This is a genomic window from Sphingopyxis flava, from assembly GCF_900168005.1.
Taxonomy (GTDB): Bacteria; Pseudomonadota; Alphaproteobacteria; order Sphingomonadales; family Sphingomonadaceae; genus Sphingopyxis; species Sphingopyxis flava.
The window spans coordinates 21493-46384 of record NZ_FUYP01000019.1; the positions used below are offsets into that span (position 1 = coordinate 21493).

The 24892-nt window shown below is 63.7% G+C and carries 23 protein-coding genes; 10 read left to right on the forward strand and 13 right to left on the reverse strand.

The genetic code is table 11. The features are described 5' to 3' along the window. Nucleotides 1–51 precede the first annotated feature (51 nt). From B5X69_RS14475 to B5X69_RS14505, 7 genes are all read right to left on the reverse strand, one after another. Nucleotides 52–1725, reverse strand: a complete 1674-nt coding sequence (locus tag B5X69_RS14475) for an FAD-binding protein (protein ID WP_245798754.1) — start codon at nucleotides 1723–1725, stop codon at nucleotides 52–54. A gap of 266 nt (nucleotides 1726–1991) precedes the next feature. Further along, nucleotides 1992–2381, reverse strand: a complete 390-nt coding sequence (locus tag B5X69_RS14480; protein WP_079639424.1) for a VOC family protein — start codon at nucleotides 2379–2381, stop codon at nucleotides 1992–1994. A gap of 77 nt (nucleotides 2382–2458) precedes the next feature. Further along, the gene (locus B5X69_RS14485) at nucleotides 2459–3982 is read right to left on the reverse strand and encodes a class I adenylate-forming enzyme family protein (RefSeq protein WP_079639425.1); all 1524 of its coding nucleotides are present in this window, start codon (nucleotides 3980–3982) and stop codon (nucleotides 2459–2461) included. A 105-nt stretch (nucleotides 3983–4087) separates the two neighbouring features. Beyond that, on the reverse strand, nucleotides 4088–4825 hold the full coding sequence (locus B5X69_RS14490; RefSeq protein ID WP_079639426.1) for an acyl-CoA dehydrogenase family protein: 738 nt from the start codon (nucleotides 4823–4825) through the stop codon (nucleotides 4088–4090). Continuing rightward, nucleotides 4822–5307, reverse strand: coding sequence for an acyl-CoA dehydrogenase family protein (locus B5X69_RS14495; protein WP_176141623.1), 486 nt, complete (start codon nucleotides 5305–5307; stop codon nucleotides 4822–4824). The genes B5X69_RS14490 and B5X69_RS14495 overlap by 4 nt, the downstream gene beginning before the upstream one ends. A 73-nt stretch (nucleotides 5308–5380) precedes the next feature. After that, nucleotides 5381–6181: an SDR family NAD(P)-dependent oxidoreductase gene (locus B5X69_RS14500; RefSeq protein ID WP_176141624.1), complete on the reverse strand. Its 801-nt coding sequence runs from the start codon at nucleotides 6179–6181 to the stop codon at nucleotides 5381–5383. Between the two features lie 412 nt (nucleotides 6182–6593). Then, nucleotides 6594–7658 (reverse strand): NAD(P)H-dependent oxidoreductase, encoded by a 1065-nt coding sequence (locus tag B5X69_RS14505; protein WP_217699133.1) that lies wholly within the window; start codon nucleotides 7656–7658, stop codon nucleotides 6594–6596. A 95-nt stretch (nucleotides 7659–7753) separates the two neighbouring features. Between B5X69_RS14505 and B5X69_RS14510 the strand changes: the two genes are divergently transcribed. Both B5X69_RS14510 and B5X69_RS14515 read left to right on the forward strand, forming a co-directional pair. Beyond that, nucleotides 7754–9253 carry an AMP-binding protein gene (locus B5X69_RS14510; RefSeq protein ID WP_079639430.1) on the forward strand — a complete coding sequence of 500 codons (1500 nt, stop codon included), beginning with the start codon at nucleotides 7754–7756 and terminating at the stop codon, nucleotides 9251–9253. A gap of 201 nt (nucleotides 9254–9454) precedes the next feature. Beyond that, nucleotides 9455–10363 carry a crotonase/enoyl-CoA hydratase family protein gene (locus tag B5X69_RS14515; protein WP_079639431.1) on the forward strand — a complete coding sequence of 303 codons (909 nt, stop codon included), beginning with the start codon at nucleotides 9455–9457 and terminating at the stop codon, nucleotides 10361–10363. Between the two features lie 113 nt (nucleotides 10364–10476). Here B5X69_RS14515 and B5X69_RS14520 read toward each other — a convergent pair whose 3' ends face one another. After that, nucleotides 10477–11178 carry a TetR/AcrR family transcriptional regulator gene (locus B5X69_RS14520; RefSeq protein ID WP_176141625.1) on the reverse strand — a complete coding sequence of 234 codons (702 nt, stop codon included), beginning with the start codon at nucleotides 11176–11178 and terminating at the stop codon, nucleotides 10477–10479. 272 nt (nucleotides 11179–11450) lie between these two features. Here B5X69_RS14520 and B5X69_RS14525 point away from each other — a divergent pair, with 272 nt between their 5' ends. Continuing rightward, nucleotides 11451–12320: a sugar phosphate isomerase/epimerase family protein gene (locus B5X69_RS14525; protein ID WP_176141626.1), complete on the forward strand. Its 870-nt coding sequence runs from the start codon at nucleotides 11451–11453 to the stop codon at nucleotides 12318–12320. A 285-nt stretch (nucleotides 12321–12605) separates the two neighbouring features. Here B5X69_RS14525 and B5X69_RS14535 read toward each other — a convergent pair whose 3' ends face one another. Further along, a complete protein-coding gene (locus B5X69_RS14535) occupies nucleotides 12606–13484 on the reverse strand; it encodes an SDR family NAD(P)-dependent oxidoreductase (RefSeq protein WP_079639434.1) in 879 nt (292 codons plus the stop codon). 439 nt (nucleotides 13485–13923) lie between these two features. Between B5X69_RS14535 and B5X69_RS14540 the strand changes: the two genes are divergently transcribed. The 4 genes from B5X69_RS14540 to B5X69_RS14555 all read left to right on the forward strand — a co-directional run bounded on the left by B5X69_RS14540 (nucleotide 13924) and on the right by B5X69_RS14555 (nucleotide 17809). After that, nucleotides 13924–15072 carry an epoxide hydrolase family protein gene (locus B5X69_RS14540; RefSeq protein ID WP_079639435.1) on the forward strand — a complete coding sequence of 383 codons (1149 nt, stop codon included), beginning with the start codon at nucleotides 13924–13926 and terminating at the stop codon, nucleotides 15070–15072. A 74-nt stretch (nucleotides 15073–15146) separates the two neighbouring features. After that, nucleotides 15147–15431, forward strand: a complete 285-nt coding sequence (locus B5X69_RS14545) for a DUF1330 domain-containing protein (protein WP_281250939.1) — start codon at nucleotides 15147–15149, stop codon at nucleotides 15429–15431. A gap of 339 nt (nucleotides 15432–15770) precedes the next feature. Further along, nucleotides 15771–16568, forward strand: coding sequence for an SDR family NAD(P)-dependent oxidoreductase (locus B5X69_RS14550; protein ID WP_079639437.1), 798 nt, complete (start codon nucleotides 15771–15773; stop codon nucleotides 16566–16568). 206 nt (nucleotides 16569–16774) lie between these two features. Next, the gene (locus tag B5X69_RS14555) at nucleotides 16775–17809 is read left to right on the forward strand and encodes a cytochrome P450 (RefSeq protein WP_176141628.1); all 1035 of its coding nucleotides are present in this window, start codon (nucleotides 16775–16777) and stop codon (nucleotides 17807–17809) included. 87 nt (nucleotides 17810–17896) lie between these two features. On the opposite strand, the gene B5X69_RS14560 is transcribed toward B5X69_RS14555, so the two are convergent. Further along, nucleotides 17897–18268 carry a DUF6841 family protein gene (locus B5X69_RS14560; RefSeq protein WP_139375806.1) on the reverse strand — a complete coding sequence of 124 codons (372 nt, stop codon included), beginning with the start codon at nucleotides 18266–18268 and terminating at the stop codon, nucleotides 17897–17899. Nucleotides 18269–18489: 221 nt separating this feature from the next. Here B5X69_RS14560 and B5X69_RS14565 point away from each other — a divergent pair, with 221 nt between their 5' ends. From B5X69_RS14565 to B5X69_RS14575, 3 genes are all read left to right on the forward strand, one after another. Then, nucleotides 18490–20061, forward strand: a complete 1572-nt coding sequence (locus B5X69_RS14565) for an AMP-binding protein (RefSeq protein ID WP_079639440.1) — start codon at nucleotides 18490–18492, stop codon at nucleotides 20059–20061. A gap of 88 nt (nucleotides 20062–20149) precedes the next feature. Next, nucleotides 20150–21046, forward strand: coding sequence for an acyl-CoA thioesterase (locus tag B5X69_RS14570; RefSeq protein WP_176141629.1), 897 nt, complete (start codon nucleotides 20150–20152; stop codon nucleotides 21044–21046). 121 nt (nucleotides 21047–21167) lie between these two features. After that, on the forward strand, nucleotides 21168–21971 hold the full coding sequence (locus tag B5X69_RS14575) for an enoyl-CoA hydratase/isomerase family protein (RefSeq protein ID WP_079639442.1): 804 nt from the start codon (nucleotides 21168–21170) through the stop codon (nucleotides 21969–21971). An 81-nt stretch (nucleotides 21972–22052) separates the two neighbouring features. On the opposite strand, the gene B5X69_RS14580 is transcribed toward B5X69_RS14575, so the two are convergent. The 3 genes from B5X69_RS14580 to B5X69_RS14590 form a co-directional block, all read right to left on the reverse strand. Further along, complete coding sequence (locus B5X69_RS14580; protein WP_079639443.1) at nucleotides 22053–22811, reverse strand: SDR family NAD(P)-dependent oxidoreductase; 759 nt, start codon at nucleotides 22809–22811, stop codon at nucleotides 22053–22055. A gap of 42 nt (nucleotides 22812–22853) precedes the next feature. Then, nucleotides 22854–23624 carry a glucose 1-dehydrogenase gene (locus B5X69_RS14585; protein WP_079639444.1) on the reverse strand — a complete coding sequence of 257 codons (771 nt, stop codon included), beginning with the start codon at nucleotides 23622–23624 and terminating at the stop codon, nucleotides 22854–22856. A gap of 72 nt (nucleotides 23625–23696) precedes the next feature. Beyond that, nucleotides 23697–24869, reverse strand: a complete 1173-nt coding sequence (locus B5X69_RS14590) for an oxidoreductase (RefSeq protein WP_079639445.1) — start codon at nucleotides 24867–24869, stop codon at nucleotides 23697–23699. Nucleotides 24870–24892 lie beyond the last annotated feature (23 nt).

Below are 24892 nucleotides of genomic sequence, written 5' to 3' on the forward strand. Positions count from 1 at the left end.
TCCCTTGCGACACCGGTGTGGCGCGCGCCGCAGGGGATGGCGCGGAAGGGATCAGGCCGCGCTGTTGTGCGCCTTCCCGACCGCATCCTTGGAGGCGATGTAGCCGAATGCGAACGCCGGAGAGATACTCGCGCCCGGGCCGGGATAGGACCGTCCCATGACCGATGAAGTCGAGTTTCCGGTCGCGTAGAGCCCCTCTATGGTCGAACCGTCGGCGCGCAGCACGCGCGCGCGTTCGTCGGTCACGACGCCGCCGAATGTGCCGACATCGCCGGGGAATATGCGCGTGGCATAGAATGGCGCCTTGGCAATCGAACCGACGCAGGGATTGGGCTTGTGCGTCGGGTCACCGCGGAACCGGTCGTATTGCCTTTCCCCCTTGTGAAACTCCTCATCCACGCCGGTTTCGGCAAAGCGGTTGTATCTCTCGACCTGTGCGGCAAGGCCCGCCGGATCGATGCCGGTTTTCGCTGCCAGTTCCTCGATCGTGTCAGCCTTCACGAGGAAGCCGGATTCCAGCCATTCCTTGATCGGCTTCATGCCCGGCATGAGGGTGCCGTAGGCATAGTTCTTCATCGCGCGGTCATCGAAGATCGCAAACGCCGGAACGGCGTCGTTCTGATACATCGCCTCGCCAAGTTCCATGTACGAATTGGCTTCGTTGACGAAGCGCTTCCCGGTGCGATCGACCCACATGTAATGCGGGACCGCGATTTCGCCCACGTGCATGAAAGGATAGTTTGCCCCGTCCTTGGCCTTCGTCCCCGCCGGCAGCGAGCCGTCGGGATTGAGCGAGGTGGGCACCCAGACCGCCATGTCGAGGTTCTCGGTATCGGCGCCGTGGCGGATCATCTCCTCGATCATCTCGCCGGTGTCGCCGGGGTTGGCATTGGTCCACGAGTTGCTGATAGGATGGCGCTGGTACTTCTGGCGCATCTCCTGGTTGCGGGCGAACCCCCCTACGTTCATGAGGATCCCGAGGCGGCTGCGGACCGTGACCCGCTGCCCCTTGTACATCCCGCTGACGGCGACGACGCGGCCGTTTTCCTCGATAAGGTCGTCTGCGGCAAAGCCTGCAAAGATGGGGATGCCGTGCTTCAGCGTCATTTCCATCATGCGCCCCTGGATCGCACCGCCATGCGCAACGATGCGGCGGCCCAGGACCTTGTTCTTGGCGATCGCGAAAGCCAGCCGTGCCATGATCTTCTTGGCATAGAAGGTGCGCTTGAACATCAGCATCCGGATCAGCGGCAGCGAGGGAAACGGAATCCCGTCGAAGCCGGCGTAGCGCGAGAGGAGGTCCTGCCAGGGGCCCAGCTTGCGGATGTCGTACGGCACCGCGGTCAGCGACCGGCCGCGCGGCTGGCCGCCATCGCGATCATCGTAATAGTCGGACCAGCCGTCGGGATACTCGAATTCCATGCCCTGTTCTTCGAGGAATTGGATCATGGCGGGCGCTTCGTCCAGAAACGCCTTGCGACGGGCGGGCGTCGTACCCTTGCCGACGAAATCGACCGTGGCGTTCATGTATCGCTCGGCAAGTTCGCGGGAATCCTCGACGCCGTGCCGCTTGAGTACGTGGTTGTTCGGCACCCACCAGACGCCACCCGAAAAGCCCGTCGATCCGCCGATCTTGTCGCGCTTTTCCAGGATCACGGGCTTGAGCCCCGCCAGCTTGGCATAGATGGCCGCGACCATAGAGCCGCCGCCGCTTCCGACGATCACGAAATCATATTCTGATTCCAGAGAAAACGAGTCAGGAGGGGGGAGAGCCAAGAACAACCTCTTCGATAACCGGAAGCGACGAGGTTAAGCATCGTCGCGCGTTGGTGGCAACAAGGGCGCGGCTGGACCGGCGCTCAATCACTTGGCTGATATGCGGCCCGTTCCAAGTCCGGTCCAGCGGCTCGCAGGATACGCCACTGGGCAATTGGACGATAGCGATCCACGCCGGACGATCGGCTGCCGGCCGCGCCCGGCATCATCGTCGACTAGCCGAAGGAAACGCCGTGATAGCAGCAGAGCTTGTTGCCATCGGGATCGCGCAGATAGGCCCCGAACGCATTGTTGGCGCGGGGCTTGGGTTCCGGAATGCCTTCGCAGCTTCCTCCGTGGGCCAGTCCGGCGGCATGCCATGCGGCAACCTGTTCGTCGGACTCGGCAGAGAACATGATGGTCCCGCCATTGGCATAAGTCGCCGGTTCGCCGTTCCGCGCTTCGCCGACCGCGAATTTTGGTCCGCCGGGCAAGTCGTACATGATGAAGGGCGGATCGGCCTCGACCATGCTGGGCGCCAGGCCCAGCACGCCGAAGGTTGCGTCATAAAATGCGCGCGACCGGGAGAGATCGTTGGTTCCAAGCCTCATGTACAGCAGTTGCATTGCTCACTCCTGCATACTGGTTTGCGTTCGACATTCGATGGTAGCGGCGCGTCCAGTAGCGACGACATGCCTCTCGATCAGGACGAAGAGGCGGTCTGCTCGCTTTCCTCGACGATGCGCAGCACACTCTGCCGGGTGACCTTGCCGACCGAATTGATCGGCATGCTCGGCAGGATGTGGATCGCCTTCGGCGCACGCACCGAGCCCAGTTCGGCTTTGGCGAAACCCAGCAGGTCGTCCTTAGTCGTCGTGCTATTGTCGGCCAAGACCACCGCAGCTTCGACCCGCTGGCCCCAGTATTCGTCGTCTCGCGCCACCACCGTCACGTTGACGACGTCGGGATGCGTGGCGATGCACGCTTCGACATCGGTGGGATAGACGTTGAAGCCGCCGGTTATGATGACGTCGCGCAGACGATCCTTCAGAAAAAGGTAACCGCGTTCGTCGAAGGCGCCGAGATCGCCGGTATGCAGCCAGCCATCGACGATCGTCTTTTCGGTCACTTCGGGCAAGTTCAGATAGCCGCGCATCACGAGATCGCCCCGCACCACGATCTCGCCGGTCTCGCCTGCGGGCAGGATTGTGCCATCGGGCGCCATTATCTGCACTTCGTTGAAGGGGCAGGGGCGGCCGACCGATTCCAGGTTCTCGTCCCTCGCCAGTTCCTCGGCGGTGATTGCCGCGATCATCGTCGGCGCCTCGGTCTGGCCGTAGATCGCCGCCACGTTGGGACCGAACACTTCGTGCGCCTGCCGAATGCGACTGGGCGACATCGGTGCTGCGCCGTAGATCAGGTGCTTCATCCGGGTGTACCGGATACCCGCAGCCTGCGCATGATCGATCATCGAGAAGATAAGGGTGGGCGGCATGAAGCTGGCAGTAATGCGCTCCTGCTCGATCGTATCCGAGATTACGGGCGCCTTGGCCCCGTCGAGGAGGACGGTGCAGCCGCCGACGCCCATGACCGGCAGCAGGAACGTGCCGGCCCCGTGCGTGAGCGGCGCTACGGTGAGCAGGCGGTCGTCGCCATCGAACCCGAACACGGTCAGCATGCTCGCGATACAGCTCATGAAAGCCCGATACGGCTGCAACACGCCCTTGGGACTGCCGGTTGTTCCGCCAGTGAACTTGATCGCCGCAATCTGGTCCTGCAGATGGGCGATATCGGCCGGTCGCCTGCCCTTGTGGCTGTCGCAGATCTCATCGACCGAAGCATGCGCATCCGATGTCCCGGCAACGACCACGAGCGTTCGTTCCGAACTTTCGAACAGCGACAGGAAATCCTCGTCAGCGAAGATCAGCGACAGTTCGGCGGCCTCGGCGATGCCGGCCAGCTCCGCGCGTGAATTGCGCGGATTGAGGGGCACCCAGATATGTCCCGACGCAAAGATGCCGAGCATCGCGACGACGTGCTGCCAGTTGTTGTGGCCGCAGCAACCGATGCGCGACTGGTTTCTGGGCACCCGCTCCTGCAGATAACTGGCGACCGCTTCCACCCGGTCGACCAATTCGCGGAAGGTCATACGGACCGGGCCGTCGACAAGTGCTTCGCCGTTCGGGTTCAGCCGCAGCCCCCGGTACAGCATATGGATCGGCAACATCGCTTTAGTTCACCCCCAAAGACTGCGCGATCACGCATGGCATGGCCAGGAACCCACTCGCGGGAACCTGACGCGCTCGCTGCAGCGGCTTCTCCCGGAGCCGTGTCAGTTCGCGTTTACGAGGCCGCGCGGAGTCCATTTCATATTTTCGGCAAGGCCAAGAAAGTCTCTGCCGGCATCGCGCACCGAATTGCTCGATACGACCAGGTGCTGCGTGGCCGAGAGGCTGTCGCGAAGGGCGCGTTGCAGACGTCCGGCGCGAAGCCCGACCCCGCCACTGACCTGATGGGCGAACAGCGCGTTTTCCTTCAGCGCCGTGGTGGCATGGCTGACCGCCAGGCGGGCCCACGTGAACTGACGCACGGGAACCGCCTCGCCCTTGCTGATCGTATCCTCGATGTCGCTCCAGACATCGTAGGACAGCGCGCGCGCCGCCCGCAGCCGGCCTTCCGCGATCGCAAAGTCCTCGAGGAAGGCGTCCGAACCGATGAGGCCATTGAGGGTAGGTCCGCTGGACGGCGAATGCACGAGTTCGGAAAGAAGGTCGAGAACCGTCCGACCGTGACCGAGAGCGACCCCGGTATGACCGATGGCGCTGAAGCCGACCACGCCGATGCGATAGCTGTCGCCGCCGCGCCGACCGACCACGTCCGTTGAAGGGTGGGTCATGTCGCTGGGCACGAACACGTCCGTGACCTCGTAGTCGATGCTGCCTGTGGCCCGCAGGCCCAGGGTGTCCCAGTTGCCCAGCGGCCGGACCTTGTCGGCCGGGATGAGGAAAACCCGTGTTTCGGGCGCCTTCGTGCCGTTGACGAACCGCGGCGCACCGTTCTCGTAAATCATCGCGCCCGCGTGGTAATAGTCGCAGTGCAGGCAGCCGCTGCCGTGTAAGTCCACTTGCCGGTCAGCCGATAACCGCCATCGACGATCTCGGCCTTGCCCGTGGGCGCGCCCGCGCCCGCGATGATCGGCTGGGAGTTGCCGCCGAACACGGTCTCGTAACCTTCGTCGGTCAGCGATGCGGCAGCCGATGCGGTGGCGACATTCGCCGCCATCATGACCCAGCCGGTCGCAACGTCGATGTTGCAGATTTCCTCGACGATCGAAAGCACGTCGAGGGGGCTGGCCTCGACCCCGCCCATCGCCTTGGGAACCATGAGGCTGAAAAAGCCCGCCTCGCGCATGGCCTCGATGGATTCGTCGCTCACCCGGCCGGCGGCTTCGTTCTCATTGGCCTTGCCAGCCAGAAGGGGAGCCAGGCGTCGCGCTTCGGAAAGCAGCGGCGATTCCGTGGACTGGCTGTGCAATTCCTTGTTGTGGATCATTTCGCTATCCTCAGAAGGGCAAGGTAACTTGAAAGAATGCGATAACGACGCCCGCTGGTATCGTCGCGTCGGATCAACATGCGGTCCAGCCGCCATCCTGCGTAATGACCTGTCCGGTCAGGTAGGCAGAGGCAGGCGACGCGAGATAGAGTGCAAGCCCGAGAATCTCGCTGGCGTCGCCGCGGCGCTTCATCGGAATACGACGGTTCATTTCGGTATAGAAGCGCTCTTCCTCTTCGGCCGTCCGTTCCTTGCGGCGGCCGTCGCCCAGTCGCGTTCCGCCGTGCCAGCCCGGTGCAATCACGTTGGCGCGCACTTTTTCGGCCGCGTATTCGACCGCGATCTGGCGCGTGAAACCGATCACGCCGGCCTTTGCTGAGGCGTAATCCGCGCTCGATGCCGGGAAGTCGGGGAAATAGCCACCGAGACCGAGGATGGAGGCGACGTTGATGATCGAGCCGCCATTGGCACGCATCTTCGGCAGCATCGCACGCGTCATGAAGAACGTGCCGGTCAGACTGATGCCGACGCCGCGTTCCCAGTCTGCGGTGGAAAGTTCGTGAGTGAGGGTCGGCGGTGTTGCCACGCCGGCGAAGTTGACCAGGATATCAAGGTTCGACGTGCCGAGCTGCTCGACCGAAGCGGCCACTGAATCCTCGTTCCACACGTCAAGCGTGCAAGGCTCTGCCTTGCCGCCTGCGGCCACGATAGCCTCGGCCGTCTCGTCTGCGCGGCCCGCGTCGACGTCGGCGCAGATCACCTTCGCACCGGCGCCCGCATAACCTTCGGCGATGACGCGACCGAGACCACTGCCGCCACCGGTCACGAGTGCGATCTTGTCCTGCAGGCCAAAAAGCGATTCAAGCAATTCCATCGTAAGCCTTTTCGTTGACTTGGCGGCCGGACATCGGAAGTCGAAAGGGGCCGTCAGCCGGTGCCGGCCGACTTGCGAACGCGGCACCGCCATCCAATAATTCCCGATGTTAGAGATATGCCGCGACTGGAAGTCAACGCGCCGGCTCGGACATTACATAGCGGATACATTTCGGCCGCAGGTGCCGTTTTCGGGCCTGGTTGCGTCCGCTTTCTTGCCGCAAGCGGGCGCCGGTCGAAGCCGCGTCGGCGCAGACCGCAGACACGCGCAATCAAGCCAGTGTCACGCAGCAGAAACGCGAGATGCCGCCGTGCCGATGACTGCCGTGCTGCGATTGCCGCCGCCACGCGAAGAGCGGCGGACATGCCGTCGGCGGCATGGAAGGGCCGACGGCGTGATCGATGCGGCCTGCTCAGGCCTGCGGGCGGATGTGCCGCGCAAAACCGGCAGGCGCGTCGGCCAGGAATTCGTCCTTCAGCTCGAACTTGCGCTCGGTGTAGTCTTCGGCCTGCGGGCGATAGGGAATGGGCGCGATGGTGAACAGCGTGCGCATGCGTTCGCGGACCTGCTCGGCCGCTTCGTCGAAACGTTCCTGCTCCATCCGGTCGGTCTTGTGAAGGATGTAGGGCGGGAGGACAGAATAGCCTGGATAGTAGAGCATGCCGTGATTGATCGGGAAAAGCAGATCCTCGATCGGGCCGTTGACGCCGCGGTCGCTGAAGTAGGATTCGCCGCCACCGACCATGACCATGACCATCGCCCGCTTGCCGGCCATTCGGCCTGCGCCATACCGCTCGCCGCTGATCTGGTAGCCGACGCCGGCCATCCACACCCGGTCGATCCAGCCCTTCAGGATCGCCGGGACCGAGAACCACCACAGCGGGAAAGCGAGGATCAGCGCATCGGCCCACAACGCCTTGTCCTGTTCCGCAATGATGTCCTCGGAGAAGGCGCGATCGGCCATCGCATTCATCGATGCGAAGGGAAGGTGCATGGCCTCGTCCGAACCCATCTGCGGGAAATCGTCACGATCGTGCGCGGCCTTCCAGTTCATCGCATAGAGATCGCTGACCTGCACCTCGTGCCCGTCCGCGCGCAACTGCTCGACGGCCACGTCGCGCAGGGCGTTCGTCAGCGAACGCGGATCGGGATGGGCGGATACGATGAGGACCTTCATGGGCTGATCTTTCGTGAAACTGGGGTTTGCTGTGCATTCGCTGCGGGATAGGGCGCGAGATAGAATGCCCGCATTGCCAATTGTCAATGAGGGTAAGGGCGCTCCGGTCTTGCGGGTTTTCGCCGCATTCTCCGAAAGTTTTGTCGCCAATTGAATGCTTTGACAAAATGACGCCGTCGTGCCCTGTGGGCCGGGGCACGAGATATCAGTAACGTAATGGCTTGGCCTGGCTCGCATCGACGGGCGGTTTGCTCCGTTCGCGATCAATCGGGCATGTGATTGTGGCCCGGTCACGAACACTTCGGTGGCTCCAGCTTGGTTTCGTGGCTATTGCCAGGCCGTCAAGTGGGCGACATAGTCCGCAAATCCTGGATGGAAGCCGGTTCGCCCTGATCATGCTATTGTCCGACTATCTCGACGCAAAGGGCGAGCCCTGCGACGGAGCGCCCATGGGGGTGTTGCTTTCGGCACATGCCGAGCGGCTTGGTTCCGCGACCGCGCTCGTACTCGGGGGTCGGACGCTCAGCTTTGCCGAGCTTGACGCCGCGTCCAACCGGCTGGCGCGCCGGCTGCAGGCGCTGGGCGTGGAGCCGGGCGACCGCGTCGTCATCTGCATGCCCAACCGCGTCGAATTCATCGAGGCGATGTACGCGACGTGGAAGCTGGGCGCGGTGCCGTGCCCGATCTCGTACCGCCTCGTCGCGTCGGAATTCGGCACCATCATCGGGCTGGTGGAGCCACGGTGCGTGGTCGGCGATCACACCACCCCCCCGTCCGATTGCCCGTTCCTCGACGTCGATGAAGCCTGCCCGGACGGGTTTTTGGCCGATCCTCTGCCGCCGGCGGTGGCATGTCCGGGCAAGATCATGGCGAGCGGGGGCAGCACCGGCCGGCCGAAGCTGATCATCGATCCCGTGCCTTCGGTTTGGGGTCGCGACAAGGCTTCGCTGTTCCGCCCCAAGCACATAACCACGCTCAACGCCGGTCCGCTTTATCACACGATGCCGTACAACTACTGCATTCTGCCCTTGGCAGAGGGCAGCAAGACGGTGTGCATGACCCAGTTCGATCCGATGGGATGGCTCCGTCTGGTCGAGGAGCATCGTCCCCATTCGGTCAGTCTTGTACCCACGATGATGAGCCGGATCGCCAAGCTTCCCGCCGAAGTGACGGATGCGGCCGATCTCACTTCGATCGAAGTCCTGTTCCACGCCGCGGCACCCTGTCCGCCCGATATCAAGCGGTGGTGGATCGACAGGATCGGAGCGGAAAAAGTGATCGAGGTCTATGGCGGGACCGAGCGGATCGGATCGACGCTCATCTACGGCCATGAATGGCTGGCGCGGCCCGGCTCGGTCGGCAAGGCCGCGCCGGGGGATGAGATCGTCATCCTCGACGATCACGGCAACGAACTGCCGCCGCACGAGGTAGGCGAGATTCATTTCCGCCGTCGCGCGACCGGGCCGGGCACGAAATACGACTACATCGGTTCGGAAACGCGCATCCGCGGTGATCTGGACAGCTTTGGCGACATCGGTTGGCTGGACGATGATGGCTATCTCTACATCGCCGACCGGCGTGTCGACATGGTGGTGGTTGGCGGGATGAATGTCTATCCGGCCGAGATCGAGGCGGCGATCGAACGAAACCGTGACGTGCTGTGCAGTGCGGTTATCGGCCTGCCCGACGATGATCTGGGCCAGCGCCTCCACGCGATCGTGGAACTGCGAGACGGCGTCGCGGAGCCGGCTGACGGGCTGGCGTTTCTTGCCGGGGAACTCGGTCAGGTTTCGCCTTACAAGCGCCCACGCACGGTCGAATTCACGCGCAGTCCCGTGCGCGACGATGCCGGCAAGGTACGGCGGACCCTGCTTCGGGCCGAACGGCTGGGTTGAAGGCCACCGGCCTTCGCGGCCTTGCCGTGTCGGAACAGGCCGGGCCCGGTGTCGGAGTGGACCGCGGGCCGGACTGAGCCGATGGCTGCGCTCTGCCATGGCAATATACCACCTATGTAATTTCACCGTTGCCGCGCGGATTGACCGGTTCGCACCGCAACAAGGACGGCTAGTTTGCACCCACGATTTTTGGAGGATGAGATGAAGGATTACGTCGGCAAATGGCTCAAGCGGCCCGAGTGCTTGCTGTTCGAGGTGGACAGCAAGGTCGCGATCATCACCATGAATCGCCCGGACAAGCGCAATGCCCTGTCGCACCAGCTCATGTTCGAGCTGCGCGACGCATTGCTCGAGGCCGACGACCGGCAGGACGTCAACGCGGTTTTGCTGCAAGGCAACGGCAAGGATTTCTGCGCCGGGTATGACCTGACTTCGTCGTACGAGCAGACGCTGGATGACGATGGCGGCGTCAAGAACTTCGACTATCGGCCAAGCCACGGCAGCTACGAGAATGATTGCTGGGCCATGGAGCGTTTTCAGGCGATCCCGGACTTGATCTTCTCGATGCACAAGACGGTCGTCGCCAAGATCCACGGCAACTGCCTTGCCGGTGGCACCGATCTGGCGCTGCGCTGTGACCTCATCGTCGCGGCCGAGGACGCGAAATTCGGCTTCCCGGCAATCCGGGCGAACGGCTCGCCGCCGTCGCACATGTGGACCTACCATGTCGGACCGCAGTGGGCGAAGCGGTTGCTGCTGACGGGCGATGTCATCCTGGGCCGCGATGCGGCAAAGATCGGCCTCATTCTCGATGCCGTTCCTTCGGACGAGATCGACGATTATGCGCTGGATCTCGCCAAGCGTGTTGCCCTGGTCGATCCCGAGCTGTCGTCGTCACAGAAGCGGATCGTCAACATCGCGATGGAACAGATGGGCATGCTCACGGTGCAGCGCTTCGCACGGGAGATGGATGCCCGCGCACATCTTGGCACCGGCCCGGCACGTTCGCGTTTCTGGGTCGATGCGCGCGAAGGCGGCCTGAAGAAGGCTCTGGCCGAGCGTGACGGACCGTTCGGAGACAGCGTCATCAAATTGCGCACGGATCGTTAGGAGGGGTTTCTGGTTGCCGCGCCAGGGACGCACCATGCCGCAGGGCTGACGTGACGGGGCGGCGCCAGGCCACTGATCACCAGGGGAGGGGCCGGCATTGCTGGCCCCGTCTTTCATGCGCGTTCGACGACCATGCCGCGGATGAGGGCCTCGATCCACTTGTCCATGATGTCGCTGTTGGTGAAGTCCACGCCGCTCATGTACATTTCGCTGATGCCGCGCAGGGTGCCGATCATGATGAAGCGGCAATGGCGCGGCGTCAGGTCGGGATTGAGCTCGCCCCGTTCCTTCGCGCGTTCGAACATCGCGTCGATGTTGGCGCGGAACTGCCGCGTCATCTCCTGGATGCGCATCTGCATGGGTTCGCTCAGGTGAGCGCGCTCGCGGGTTGACACCGCGACATAGTCGGCATGCTGAATATGATCTTCGCACTGGCACTCGAAGAAATGGCGGATTTGCTCGCTCAGGGTGTCCCGATGCGAAGCTTCCTCGAGGTAACCGAGTGACCGCTGCATGCCGAGCAGGCAGATCTCGGCAAGCGCGTCCTCTTTCGATCCGATGTGGAAATAGAGGCTTGCGACCTTGATACCGAGCGCGCTGGCAATGGCCCGCGTGCTTGCCCCCTGATAACCGACGCGTGCGAAGATCGCCGCCGCCGCGTCGATGGCCTGCTGGCGCCGTGCGGTGTGCTTGCCGGTCGTCTCGCGCCGCGACAGGTAGCGCGACGAGTCCTCTGCCGGATCTGGCCCTTCGTGGACATCCCTTGGCGGAGCCGGTTCGCTCCCCGGCTTCTCGAATTTGGTGATAGGTTTCATGCAGTCGTTTCCCGTCCTCCAGCGGTACAGCATTTTGCCTGCAAGTCTGCATAAAAGTGTCGCACCGCCGACGCCATCGGCCGCCGCGTCGGCGATGCGCCGCTTCGACGTCTTCGACGTTTGCCCCCGATGAAGGAACATAGTCGGCGGCAGACCCACGCACGAGCATGGATGTGATCCTTGCGAGAAACAGCGCGCGAGGCTGTGGCAAAGTGCGACGCTGCGAATTAGGCCTAGCGCATCAAGCGTCATGCCACGCCGGACGGACAGCGATGTCGGCCTGCGCGCGTGGCAGAAGGCGCTCGTTGAAAGAGGATCAGGCCTTGCGACAGTTGGGACTCGAGTTTCTGGGCGTGTTCGGGCTTTCCCCGGTAGAGCTCGTGCACATTGCCGCCGATCTCGATTGCCAGTTCATCGGGACGGTGCCGGCCCCGATCGACTACAATCCCGAAAATTATCCCAAGTGGAACCTGATGGAGGATGCCGGTCTTCGACGCGACCTCAAGGCTGCGTTGAAGGATCGCGGGGTGGAACTGCTGCTGGGGGATGGCAACGCGTTCCTGCCGGGCACCGATGCGCGCGAGACAATCGCTCCCCAGCTCGATCTCTACAAGGAACTCGGCATCCGCAAGGTCAATTCGATCAGCTTCGAACCCGACCTGCAGCGCACTTACGACCAGTTTGGCATCTTCGTGGAAATGGCGGTCGAACGCGGCCTGGAGCCGTCGATCGAGGCCTGCCCGATTTCGGTGGTGGGTGACCTTGCCACCGCGATCGGTGCGGTCCGGCACGCGGGGGCGCCGGCCAAGATACTCCTCGACGTGATGCATTTCTTCCGCTCGGGCACGCCGTTACAGGACCTCGCCGATGCCTCCGACATGATCGGCCATATCCAGCTTTGCGATGCGCCAAGGCAGCCGGTCATCGCCGACTATCTGGAAGAGGCCATGTTTGAGCGTCGCCTTCCCGGCGATGGCGATGCGCCGGTGGCAGAGATCCTGGCGACGCTGGCGAACGTGCCGACCATCGGCCTAGAAATCCCGTTGCGCTCTCTGGCCGAGCAGGGATTGGGACCGAGGGGACGCATGGAGCGCTGCGTGGCAAGCGCACGCAAGGTCATTGCCGAAGCCGACGCTGCGTAAGCCACCGGAAAATCAACCCGAAACCCGCCCCGCTCGCCCGCGGCTTTACGGCGCACGCGCCGTCAGGTGACAGCCCTGCACGGCGGCGCTGCGGCGCTTTCCATCTCGCACAGGCGAGGCGGCGGCAGGCTCTCCCACCGGCAGTATCGGTTCCGGCTGGTGGAATGATCGGGTAAACGCCGCAACGCAGCCCGGGATCGCGATCGGGCCATCGGTTGCTTCGATGGCCCGATCGCGATCGATCATGGTCAGGTGCCGCTTCGTCATCGACGCGGCACGGGCGGATCAGCGCAGGAACATCCGCTCGAACGCTTCGCCCAGGGGGGCCGGGCAGTAGCCCGCGCCCGGCCAGTTGAGAAAGCCGCCTGCGGCGGAGGTTCCGCCGTCGACATGGATGTGGACGCCCGTGATCGAGCGCGAGAGATCCGAGGCAAGAAACACAACGGTATCGGCCAGGTCCGCCGGCGTTGCGGGTTGTCCGCGCGGGATCTGCACTGCCATCGCTTTGGCAAGAGCCTCCGGCGGGGCCTTGGCGAAAGTCTCGATCAGTTCCGGGCGCAGCGCCGTGGCATTGCCGTTGCTGGGCGTATTGTCGGGCGTGATCTCGTTGATCCGGATGTTGCGCGTCGCCAGTTCGACCGCGAGCGCCCGCCCGAGATTGGCGTTTGCCGACTTGGCGGCAGCATAGACCGAGAACCCGGCAGCGCCGCGATAGGCTTCGATCGTGGTGAAGTTGATGATGCTGCCGCCGCGGTCATGCCGTTCGATGAGCTTGACCGCCGTGCGGATCGACTGGATGACATAGCCGAAGTTGCGCCGGATGTCGGCCTCGTCCTCTTCCTCGGTGCTGGTCAGGAAGTCGCGCTGCTTGACCCCTCCGGCAACGTTGACGACGATGTCGAGCCTGTCGAATTCCCGTGCCGCCAGGTCGTAGAAGTCGGCGACGTCCTGCTTCGAGACGACATCGCCCTTGAACGTGACGCAGCGGCGACCCATCGCCTCGACAGCGGCGCGCGTCTGTTCCAGCGCGTCGCCATCCGTGTCCAGCACGATGACGTCGACACCGTTCTCGGCAAGCCCGATGGTGCAGGCGGCGCCGATCCCGCCACCTCCCCCAAGCAATGCCGCGACCTTGCCCTTAAGGTTTGCTTTCTTGTCCAGCATCGATTCTCTCCCGGCTGTGATTGCGTGTGGTTGCGCAGAGCGTAGTCAGTGCGGCGGCCGGTCGCGCTCGCAAATTGGGCGGGGGTGCTTCTTATCAGCTATGTAATCGACTGCCCGGGCACGCGACGGGCGATGCGATGGGGTTTGACTTCCGTGTCCCATTCTTAACATGTGGCGCTGTTCGGTGGAGAGGCAAGCCGCTGCGGCTGGCCGCTACGCCGGCGCACTTCCGGTGGACGGCGCGAAGCGTACGACATGGCTTGCGGTCGGGCCTGCGGTCGGGCCTGCGGACGGGCCGGCAGACCGTCGCAGGGCGCGTCATGCTCCCGGTCGGGCATCGTCCGGTGTGCGATGATCTGCGCTCGCCGCGCCGATGGATTTGCGAGCCGGGCGTCATCGACGCTACCTGACGGCAGGAACATGAGAGAGGTCCCAGCGCATGCGAATTCCCGGCTCACCTTTCAGGCTGGAGACCGATGAGGCGTTGCTCGCGGACGTGCGCGCCCGCGTCGAGGCTGCTCGATTTCCGGCGCAACAGGGCGGCGACGACTGGCAGACGGGCACCCCTCTCGACTATATGCGGCGCCTTCGCGACTACTGGCTGAATTCGTTCGACTGGTCGCGCTGGGTCGACCGGATCAACGCGTTCGAACAGCGCATGATCGACGTACGGGGCGAGAGGGTTCATGTCATCGTCGAGCAGGGCTCGGGTCCCGATCCGCTGCCCTTGCTGATGTCGCACGGCTGGCCGGGCAGCTTCATCGAATTCCTCGACATCGTCGACAAGCTCGCCCACCCCGAGCGTCATGGCGGGCGGATCGAGGATGCCTGCACGGTCATCGTGGCCAGTCTGCCCGGCTATGGCCTTTCTCCCGCACCGTCGCGGCCGCTTGCCGCATCCGATATTGCATCGCTGTGGTCATCGTTGATGGTCGAGCATTTCGAAGTCGATCACTACGTCGCCTACGGCAGCGACTGGGGCAGCATCGTCACCGCCAACATGGCCTTCACGCACGCTGACCGGCTCGATGGCGTGATGATGACGATCGCCGGGGCGCGCCCCGATTTCGCGTCCGGTCCGCCAATGAGTGCGGAAGAAAAGGAGTGGGTAAGCGCCCTTCAGGACGTGCAGGCGTGCGAGGGAGCTTACCAGGCCATACAGGCAACCAAGCCGCAGACGCTCGCCTATGCCCAGACCGATTCGCCGATCGGGCTGGCGGCCTGGATCGTGGAGAAGTTCCATGCCTGGTCGGCCGCCGGCCCCAACGACGATCCACCGTTCCCGATGGACGTGCTCCTTGCCAACGTGATGCTCTACTGGATGGGCGGATCGCTCGCGCCGTCGTGGATCTACATGTTCATGGACGAGATCGGTACGATGCGTACCGCGAAGGCCAAGGTGCCGGCGGTCTTCATGATACCGCCCGACGATCTCTTTCCCCCGACCCCTCGGGTCATGCTCGAACGGCTTTACGATGTCGTGAACTACAAGCTTGACGGTATCGGACATTTCCCCGGCCTCGACAGTCCCGAGATTCTCGTCGCCGAAATCCGCCGCATGCTGCTGCCGCTCGGCCGCAAGGACTGACTAGGGAACCGCGATTGCGGCCTTGGGCCGTGCCTTCCGACTTCAACTGCATGGAGATGATGATGAGTGCTCACATGGTTGCCCTGATGTATGCCGACGACATGAGCTGGGCCGAGGAATACGGCGCGAATGTTCCACAGATCATCAGGAAATACGGCGGCGACTACAATTTCGTTTCCGGCGGTCCGGTCGAGGTTGTGGAAGGGGATCTGCCGGTTCCCAGCGGCGTTGGGACCTTCAACTTCCCGTCGCGCGAGGCGATCATGCAGTTCCTCAATGCCGAGGAATACCAGCCCTATGCCGATCTGCGGAACCGCCATTCGCGGACCCAGATCATGATCTTCGACGGCAGGGCCTGAGCGCCCGTTCGTTTACGTGCCGTGCGGTCGTTCGATCGCGGATCGTCCCACACGAATTTCCGGTCACGATCCGCGGTCGGTGCCTTGCTCGGACCCATCCTGCCGGCGCGCCGTCGCCGGCAGGTTGTCGCGCGCAACGCGATTGGTCGGCCCGGGCCGTCTGCGCGCTCACCAACGTCATCTGTCGACGGGGCAGGCCCGGTCGGACCTGCCTTGCTCGATCGCCGGTCGACACGCTGCTCACGTCGTCCATCACGAATGGAATACTGCGTGCGAAGTGTTGATTTTTGGCCATGCGGCGTCGATGCTCGTGGCCTGGGCGGCTAGGAAGCGGCGATCATGAAACTGGGTATCGAGGGCAAGCGTGCGCTTGTCACTTGCAGTGACTGCGGGGTCGGCAAAGACATCGCCCTGACCCTGGCGGCCGAAGGCGTGCATCTGGTCGTCCACGGCACCGATCGTTCCGCGACCGAAGGTGCGGTCGCCGCGATCATCGGTGATGGCGGCTGGGCCGAGGGCGTCGTCGGAGACTTGTCGACAGCGCAGGGTGCGGCGGGCGTCATCGAAACCGTCCTTGCCAAAGGCGGTGTCGACATTCTGGTGAACAACGCCGGAAACTCTGCCTCGACGCTGCCGGACTGGCTCTCGATCCCGGAAGCGGTTTGGGAGCGCAGCTTTTCGACGAACGTCATCTGCGCCGTGCGAACGATACGCGCTTTCACGCCGGCCATGCTGGCCAAGGGCTGGGGGCGCATCATCAACATCAGCAACCAGGGCATGTCATCCGCGTCATCGTCCATCGCGGATCATCAGGCCAGCGCGGCAGCGTGTGTCAGTCTTACGGTCAGCCTGGCCCAGTCGCTTGCCGGAACCGGCGTCACCGCCAACGTCATCAGTTCGCGATCGGGCCCGGACTTCAACGGGCGTGGCTGGCGGGCGCCTCGGATGACCGCGGTGCAACACAAGGACATCGGATACAACGGTCGGGAGTATGTCGGCCAGGCGCTACACCTGACGGACGGTGCCACGAATAGCGCCAGGCAGATCAGCGCCGCCGTCGCCCTGCTGGCCAGCGAGCTTTCGGACATGACGAACGGTGCCAGCCTTGATGTCGGCGGAGCGAACGCCCTGCACTGATCGCGGATGCCAAACAATAAGCCTAGATGAGAAGAGACCATGGAACTCTCAACAGTTCCGCCACACGTGCCTCGCGAGCTTGTCCGGGACGTGGACATATTCGACATCCAGTCGATCGATCCCGACTCCACCTTGGATGGAAGAAACTCCAGGATGAAAGCCCGTCGCTGATCTACTCGCCGCGCAACGGCGGACACTGGATTCCGATGCGCGCACACGTGATCGAACGCGTGCTGAGCGATGCCCAGACCTTCATCAACGGCGGCGCATGGGTGCCGCCGAACATCGAGGGGATGGCTCCGTTCATCCCGATCCAGTCGGACGGCGAACTGCACCGCGGATATCGCTCCTTCATCATGCCCCACGTGGTCGGCAAGCCACTGAAGGGCGCGATCGAGCGCGCGCGCGGGCTCGCCGTCGGGCTTATCGAAGGGTTCCGGGACAAGGGAACCTGCGACTTCACCACCGATTTCGCCCAGCATCTCCCGATCGAGGTGTTCCTGAGCCTCGTCGATCTGCCGAGCAGCGACCGGCCCTATCTGGCCAGCCTGGCCGAAGTGGTTCGCATGCCCAGTCTCGAGGACCGGATGGATGCGTTCAACAAACTGCACGAATATGTCGCGCGCTATGTCGATGAGCGGACGGCAAACCCCGGCGAGGACCTGATCAGCACGATCGTCAACGGAACGATCATGGGGCGGCCGATGACGCGCGACGAGATCGTCGGCGAATGCACGCAGGTCCTCATCGGCGGGCTCGACACCGTGGCATCCATGATGGGCTTCATCGCGGCGCATCTTGCGGTCAACACGCCGCTGCGCCAGCGCCTGATCGAGGAGCCGCGCCTGATTGAGCGCAAGATCGACGAGATCATCCGGCGCTTCGGCGTGGCGGCGCCCGCGCGGCAGGCCGTCGCCGATGTCGAGATCGACGGTGTCGAGGTGAAGAAGGGCGACCCCGTTTTCGTCGCAACCATGCTGCATGGCCTCGACGATCAGCGCTGGACCGATCCGCTTGTCATCGATCTCGACCGTTCCGCAAGCGGTACGGACTTCCGGACCTTTGGCAGCGGCCCGCATCGTTGCCCCGGTGCGGCCTTGGCGCGAAGCGAGATCATCCTGTTCCTCGAGGAATGGCTCAAGCGCATTCCCGACTACTCGCTCATCCCGGATCAGCCGATGGTGGTTGGCTCGGGGAGCGTCACCGGCGTGCTTTCGCTGCCGCTGCAGTGGAAGGTCTGATACGCGATTGAAGTACGGGCGTCGCGCTGACCGATGGTCGGCGCGACGCCTCGTTCAAAGGGTTGGAGCAATGCCGCCCGACGGCGCTCAGCTCACGATGTCGCTGACAGGGTGACCGATCAGGCAGGTCAACCTCCACCCGCGACCGTCATTATGCGCCACATAGGTTCCGCCGGTCACCTCGGGCGGACGCTTGTCGGCATAGTGGCGGGCAACCTCCACCCCTGCCAGTGCGGCATCGGCGCCAAGCATGCGAACGGTGCAGCCGACCAGATCGCTGCGCTCGAAGCCTTGCTCGGCAAGGCTGGCGCGCATGCCCGACATCCTTTCGACGAAAGCCTGGCGGGTGGTCACACTGTCGATCGTGGGACCGACCAGCCACGAAAATGGCACATTGTAGCATTCCTCGGCTGCGGTCGCGAAATCGTCGGCGTTGAAGAGGTCGATATACCTGCTCATCAGCGACTTCACTTCGCCTTCTGCTTTACCTGCAACCATTTCGCACTCCCGTTGGCTTTATCCAGTGTCACTCGCCGCAAGCTTAGCAGATCGGCGCACATCCACGATGCGACGCGGCCAAAATCACGCTGCGGATTTCACACCGCCCAGTGGCATCCGCCGTCTTGTGTCGCACGGTGCTTGCATCCACTGTCGTACTTTCGACAACAACGGTAGCCATCATGGACGATCCTACACTTTACCGCCGCTTCCAACAGACGGTAGCAAGCTTCGGCGATCGCGTCTGCATAACCACGGATGACGTGAACCTGACCTACCGCGAGGTGGAAGCGGCCAGTCGCGAGGTGGCTGCAGCGCTGATGGGTCTGGGCATCGAGCGGGGCGACCGTATCGCGATCTGGGGTGTCAACAGTGCGGAGTGGATCATCGCCGCACTCGGCATCCAGGCCGCAGGCGGGGTGCTGATTCCGATCGGCACGCGGCTGCGGGGGCGCGAGGCGGCCGGCATCCTGAACGATGGCCGTGCTCGCATCGTCTTCTGCGACCCGACTTTCGGGGATTTCGACTACGTGGCGGCGCTGCTGGAGCAGGACCTGCCCACGGTGGAGCGGCTGGTTACCTTCGGCGTTTCAGGCGCGAAGGATACGGACAAGGTGATGTCGTTCGAGCAGTTGCGCAAGTCCGAGACGCGGGCCGACGCCGCCGCCCTCGACGCGCGTATCGCCGCAGGGTCCGGTGACGATCTTTCGGATCTCATCTTCACTTCGGGCACGACGGGACGTCCCAAGGGCGTATTGATGACGCATCGGAAGAGCCTCGCGGCGTGTGACGTGCAGGCCAAGGACGTCGACCAGTTCACGCACGAGGACGTGTTCGCCGTGACCTTCCCGTTCGCCCACAACGCCGGCTATCGCGCGGGCTGGCAGGTGTCGGTCCTTTATGGCGTCCGGGTCATTCCCGTCAGCACCTTCGATCCGACCAGGTTGCTGGCCTTGATCGAGAAGGAGGGGGTCACTGTGCTGCCCGTCGCTCCTCCCGTGGCGCAGGGCCTGCTCGATCATCCGGACCGCGCCAGGACCGATCTTTCCAGCCTCCGCATCATTTCGACCGGGGGGACGGTCATCCCGGTCAAGCTGGTCGAGGACATGCGCGCGTACATGGGCTCGGGAACGGTGGTAAAGACCGGCTATGGCCTGACCGAGGCCGCAGGCTCTCTCACGGTTACTCGCGATGACGACCCGCCTGAAGTCGTCGCGCGGACCGTCGGCCGCGCGCTCAGCAATATCGAGCTGAAGATCGTCGGCCCCGACGGCGAGGAACTGCCGCAGGGGGAAACGGGCGAAGTGGCGGCGCGCGGTCCGCAGATCACTTCGGGCTATCTCGACAATCCCGAAGCGACGGCGGCCGCCTTCACGGCCGACGGCTTCCTGCTGACGGGCGATGCCGGCTGGCTCGACGAGGCGGGCAACCTGCATCTTACCGATCGGATCAAGGACATGTATCTGGTCGGCGGGTTCAACTGCTATCCGGCGGAAATCGAGCATGTCATGCGAACCATGCCGGGCATCTCCTCGGTCGCGGTGATCGGTGTGGACGATCCGCGGTTGGGCCAGGTCGGGCTTGCGTTTGTGGTGCCGGCAAAGGGCGCCGACCTGACCGAGGCCGACGTCATCGCATGGTGCCGGGCCGAGATGGCCAATTACAAGGTCCCGCGCGCGGTAAGGTTCGTAGACGCTCTCCCGCTGAACGCTACGGGCAAAGTGGCCAAGGTCGAATTGCGCGCAATCGCGTGATGCCGCTGGGTTCTGCGCTTGCAGGCTTGCTGCACTGCCGTCGTGCGCCGGCTTTTTCCTGTCCGACCAGATGAGTACAAGGATACCCATGAACATCGGTCCGCTCCACCTCGACGAGGACGAGAGACTGTTCAGCGATGCATCCCAGATCGTGGCGCTGGACGAGGTCGGTCAGGATCGGTTCCGCAGTCGGTTCACCGAACGCAGCCGGGACGATCATCTGTTCGGCGGCCAGATCATCGCCCAGGCCATCGCGGCGGCAGGCAGGACGGTGGACCAGCGCGAGTGCAATTCGCTTCACGCCTATTTTCTGGCGGCTGGCTTCGCGTCGCAACCCGTCACTTACGAGGTCGAACGGATTCGTGATGGCGCCCGCGTTTCAATCCGGCGCGTGCTCGCAAGGCAGGGTGAACGCGACATTGCCTGTCTCGACTGTTCGTTCTTTATCGGTGGATCGGGGCTGGAACATAATCTGGTCGCCATGCCCGATGTGCCACCGCCGGATGCGGTCGCGGACGTGCGTTCTCTCGTTCTCCCCGAGGGCAGCGACGGACTTGCCGACGAGGCTTCGGTCGCGTGGCGTCTCCCGCTCCTGGAGATCAGGTTGATCGACCCGGAGAAAATGCGCGAGCCGGTGCGTTCGGCACGGCAGAAGTTCTGGTTACGGATCGCTGCCGGAGCGGACGGCGACGACGTCGCTACCAACCAGCAACTGGTCGCCTACATGTCCGACTATATGTTGGGCGGCACCGCAAAACTGCCGCACCCGATCGAATTCCGCCTGCCGCGTCTTGCGGTGACCAGCCTCGACCACTCGATCTGGTTCCATCGTCGACACAATTGCAGCGACTGGACGCTCTTTGATTGCGAGAGCCCCTATGCCGGCGATGGCCGCGCCCTTGCGCAAGGGCGGCTGTTCGATCGGGAAGGGCGATTGATCGCAACGGTGAAGCAGGAGGGTCTGTTCCGATCGCTTGTGAAGTGAGAGCATGCGCCCGTGCAACGCGCTCGCCCCCTATCGGACTAGGCCGGCCGTGGCCCAAAAAGCGGCCTTTCCTGCGCGCCCGGAATTTCATTCTGATTGATGGCTTCAACGGAGATATTTTATGACCGACAGTTCGAACGAGGAGGGTCTGAGGATCGAGATCGACGATAGCGTCGCGATCCTAACTCTCGACATGCCCTCCAACCGCAACGCATTCGGCGCCGACGTTGCCGGAGACTACACCCGGTTCCTGGTCGACGCGAACACGCGGCAGGACGTGCGATCGATTCTCATCCGCAGCACGGGCGATCGGGATTTCTGCCTCGGCGGTGCTCCGTCGAAAACTCCGGTTGCCGCGCCCCGGAACCTGTTCGACTATCGTGCGGTTTCGACGGCCCATATCGAGATGTTCAAGGCACTGTGGGAAGTGGAACGGCCGGTCGTCAGCGCAGTGCAAGGCACGGTTGCCGGCGTCGGGTGGCTGCTCGCCCTGCTGGCCGACATGGTTGTCGCTGCCAGGGGTAGCCGCTGGACCCATGTCTTCGTCAAGCGCGGCATGATCCCCCACGCGGGCGATTCCTTCTATCTGCCGCGGATCATCCCGTTTCACCGGTTGAACGAGATCGCTCTCCTGGGCGATACCGTGACGGCAGATACCCTGAGCGACTGGGGCATCATCAACCGGCTGGTGGACAAGGAGGAAGTGGCGGACACCGCCATGGACCTCGCGCGGCGACTTGCGGAGCAGCCGACGCGCGCCGTGGGCCTCGCCAAGCGGCATTATCGCCGCTCGCTCGAGGTCGACTGGAACACGATGCTGCGCGAGGAAATGGCCGGGCAGGCCATCTACACGACGTCCGCCGATCGCAACGAGATTCTCGCTGCCGGGCTCGAAAAGCGCAAGCCGGTGCTGACCGGCGACTGAGGCCCGAAGGGCAGGGCGCTGTGTCCTGCCCTTTGCGGAGAGTCCTGGCGCGATGCGCCGGGATTCTCCGATCTGCTCTGTTCAGGGCATGACCATGCCGCCGTCCACGTTGATCGTCTGGCCCGTGACGTAGCGGCTGTCGTCCGAAGCGAGGAACAGCGCGACCGGACCGATGTCGCTGGCGGCATCCCCCCAGCGCTGCAGCGACACTTCGGTGAGGTTTCTGGCAGCTTCCTCCGGAAAGTCGGCAAAGAACGTCTCGGCCACGGGCGTGACGGCGGACGGGTTGATCACGTTCACCCGGATATTGTCGACGCCCCACTCGCGCGCCGCCCCCCGGCTCAGTGCGCGGATGGCTTCCTTGGCTGCGCCATACACCGACCAGCCCGGCGGCGAGACGATGCCCTGGCGCGATCCGAAATTGATGATGGAGCCGCCACCGCGCGCGATCATGTGCGAGCGAACGGCCTGCATGTGATAGATCGAGCCATGAAGCCCCGATTCCAGCGTCTCGGCGATGAGGTCGTCGGTGTAGTCGCTGAGCATCACGCCCGCCGAGGCGGACTGTGCGTTGTTGACCAGGATATCGATCCCGCCGAAGGTTTCGGCTGCAAAGGCGATGACCTTTTCGGCATCCGTTCGTGATCGGGCATCCGCCGCGAAAACCGCCACTTTCGCGCCGCGGGCCTCCAGTTCGGGAACGACCCCCTCGAGCTTGGCCAGGGTCCGCCCGCTCAGCACCAGGGACGCACCCTCGTCCGCGAATGTCTGGGCAATGCCAAGCCCTATGCCCTGTCCGCCGCCGGTGATGATGGCGACTTTTCCGCCAAGCTTGCCCATCTCAGTCTCCCTCGTGTTTCTTGTTCTGGCGCACCCGGCGGTTCAGCGAATGGCGCTCTGTCCGCCATCGACGGGCAGGCAATGTCCGGTGATCATGGCGGCATCGGCAGAGCACAGGAAGATCGCTGCCGCAGCAATTTCCTCCGGTTCGATCAGACGCTTGATCAAGTGGAAATCGGCCATCGCCATCTGCTGTTCGTGCGTGAACATCTCGCTCAGGATCTTGGTTCGCACGAGGCCGGGGGCCACGCAATTCACCCGGATGTCATATGGCGCGTAAGTGCGTGCGGCATGGGCAGTCATCTGGATGACCCCGGCCTTGGCCCCGGCATAGACGATGTCTGCCGTCTGCACCGTGCTGATGCCCGCCATCGACGCGGTATTGACGATTGCGCCGCCCCCTTGGGCCCGCATAACCGGCAATTGATACTTCATTCCCAGCATCACTGACTTCAACGATGTGTCGCTGATCAGGCGGTAATCGGCTTCGGTCAGGTCCTCGATCGATTTGCCGGTGCCTACGCCGACGTTGTTGTGCGCGAAATCAAGCGAACCGAACCGGTCGAGCGTGGCCTGCACCAGACGTTCGACGGCGGCGCCATCGGTCGCGTCACACTGCATGGCAGCGGCTTCGCCGCCTCCGTCACGGATCGATGCCACCGTGTCTTCGGCGTCGGCAAGCGAGATGTCGCTCACCACCACGCGAACGCCCTTTGCCGCGAAGGCCTTGGCCGTAGCGCGCCCGATGCCCGCTCCTGATCCTGTCACCAACGCAGTCTTGCCTGTGAAGTGGGGATCATTCATGCGCAGCATCCTTCAATCGCGAAAGGATCGGTCATCGGATCAGCGCCCGTGGCCTTGTCGAGGGCGACGCGGTGCGGGCGATCAGGTCAGGATCGACACCGATGCCGGATCGAAGGGCGGTAGCGGTTGGCCAGTGCGTGCCTTGCGGACCCAATGAGGGTCCTGCAGGATTGCGCGGCCTACCGATATGACGTCGAACTCTCCCGCTGCGAAGCGGCGCATCACCAGGCCGAGATTGTTCGATGCCTCGGAAATGGCGTTGTCGGTATCGTATTTGCCCTTGATCAGGCCGATCCCGCCGACCGCCCCGGACAGCTTGCTCGTCAGCTTCTTGGCCCAGCCGGCCAGCGACAGATCGCCATGATCGGGAAAGGCCGGCGTGTTGAAGAAGCGCACGCTGGCATCGAAGAGGTCGACGCCGGCATCCGCGATGGGGCCGAGGATGGCTTCGAGTTCGGCCGGCGTTTCAGCGAGCCTGGCCCGGAAATTCTGCTGCTTCCATTGCGAAAAGCGGAAAATGATCGGACGATCCTCGCCAACAGCTTCGCGGCATGCCTTGACCACTTCCACCGCGAAGCGTGTGCGTTCGACGGCATTGCCGCCCCACGGCGCACTGCGGCGGTTGGTCTCTTCCCACAGGAAGGAATCGATCAGGTAGCCATGGGCACCGTGCAGGGCCAGCCCGTCGAAGCCCGCCGCCACGGCATCGCGAGCGGCGCGGCCGAAGCCGGCGACGACGTCGGCAATCTCTTCGTCGGTGGGAACCGGCATCGGCGCGGCGGAGATGATGCGCGCCTGCTCGATATAGGAGATGTCGGCCGTCGCCGGATCGCCATAGTATCCCGAAGGCGAGAACGCAGGCGCCTTGCCGTCGGGCATCCGCATCGGACCCTGATGCCACAGCTGCGGGATGATCTTTCCGCCAAGCGCATGGACGCCCTCGACCACCTTGGCCCACGCATCGACAGTGGCCTGGCCTTGAAAGAGCGGCAGGTTTTCCTCGCCCAGTCCGGTATCGCCGACCGAAGCCGGATGATCGGTGCCGATCGCCTCGGTGATGAGCAGACCGGTGCCGCCCTCGATCCGGCGTCGGTAGTAAGCGGCGACATCCGGCCCCGGAATGTTGTCAGGGCAGAAGCTGCGGGTCATCGGCGACATGACCACCCGGTTCGGGATGGTGAGGCCACGAATGGTCAGCGGCTCGAAAAGCGGTGCCAGTTCGTCGGGCGAGGGGGCTGTTACGAAAGCGGTCAAGCCATGATCTCCGGCGTTGGATA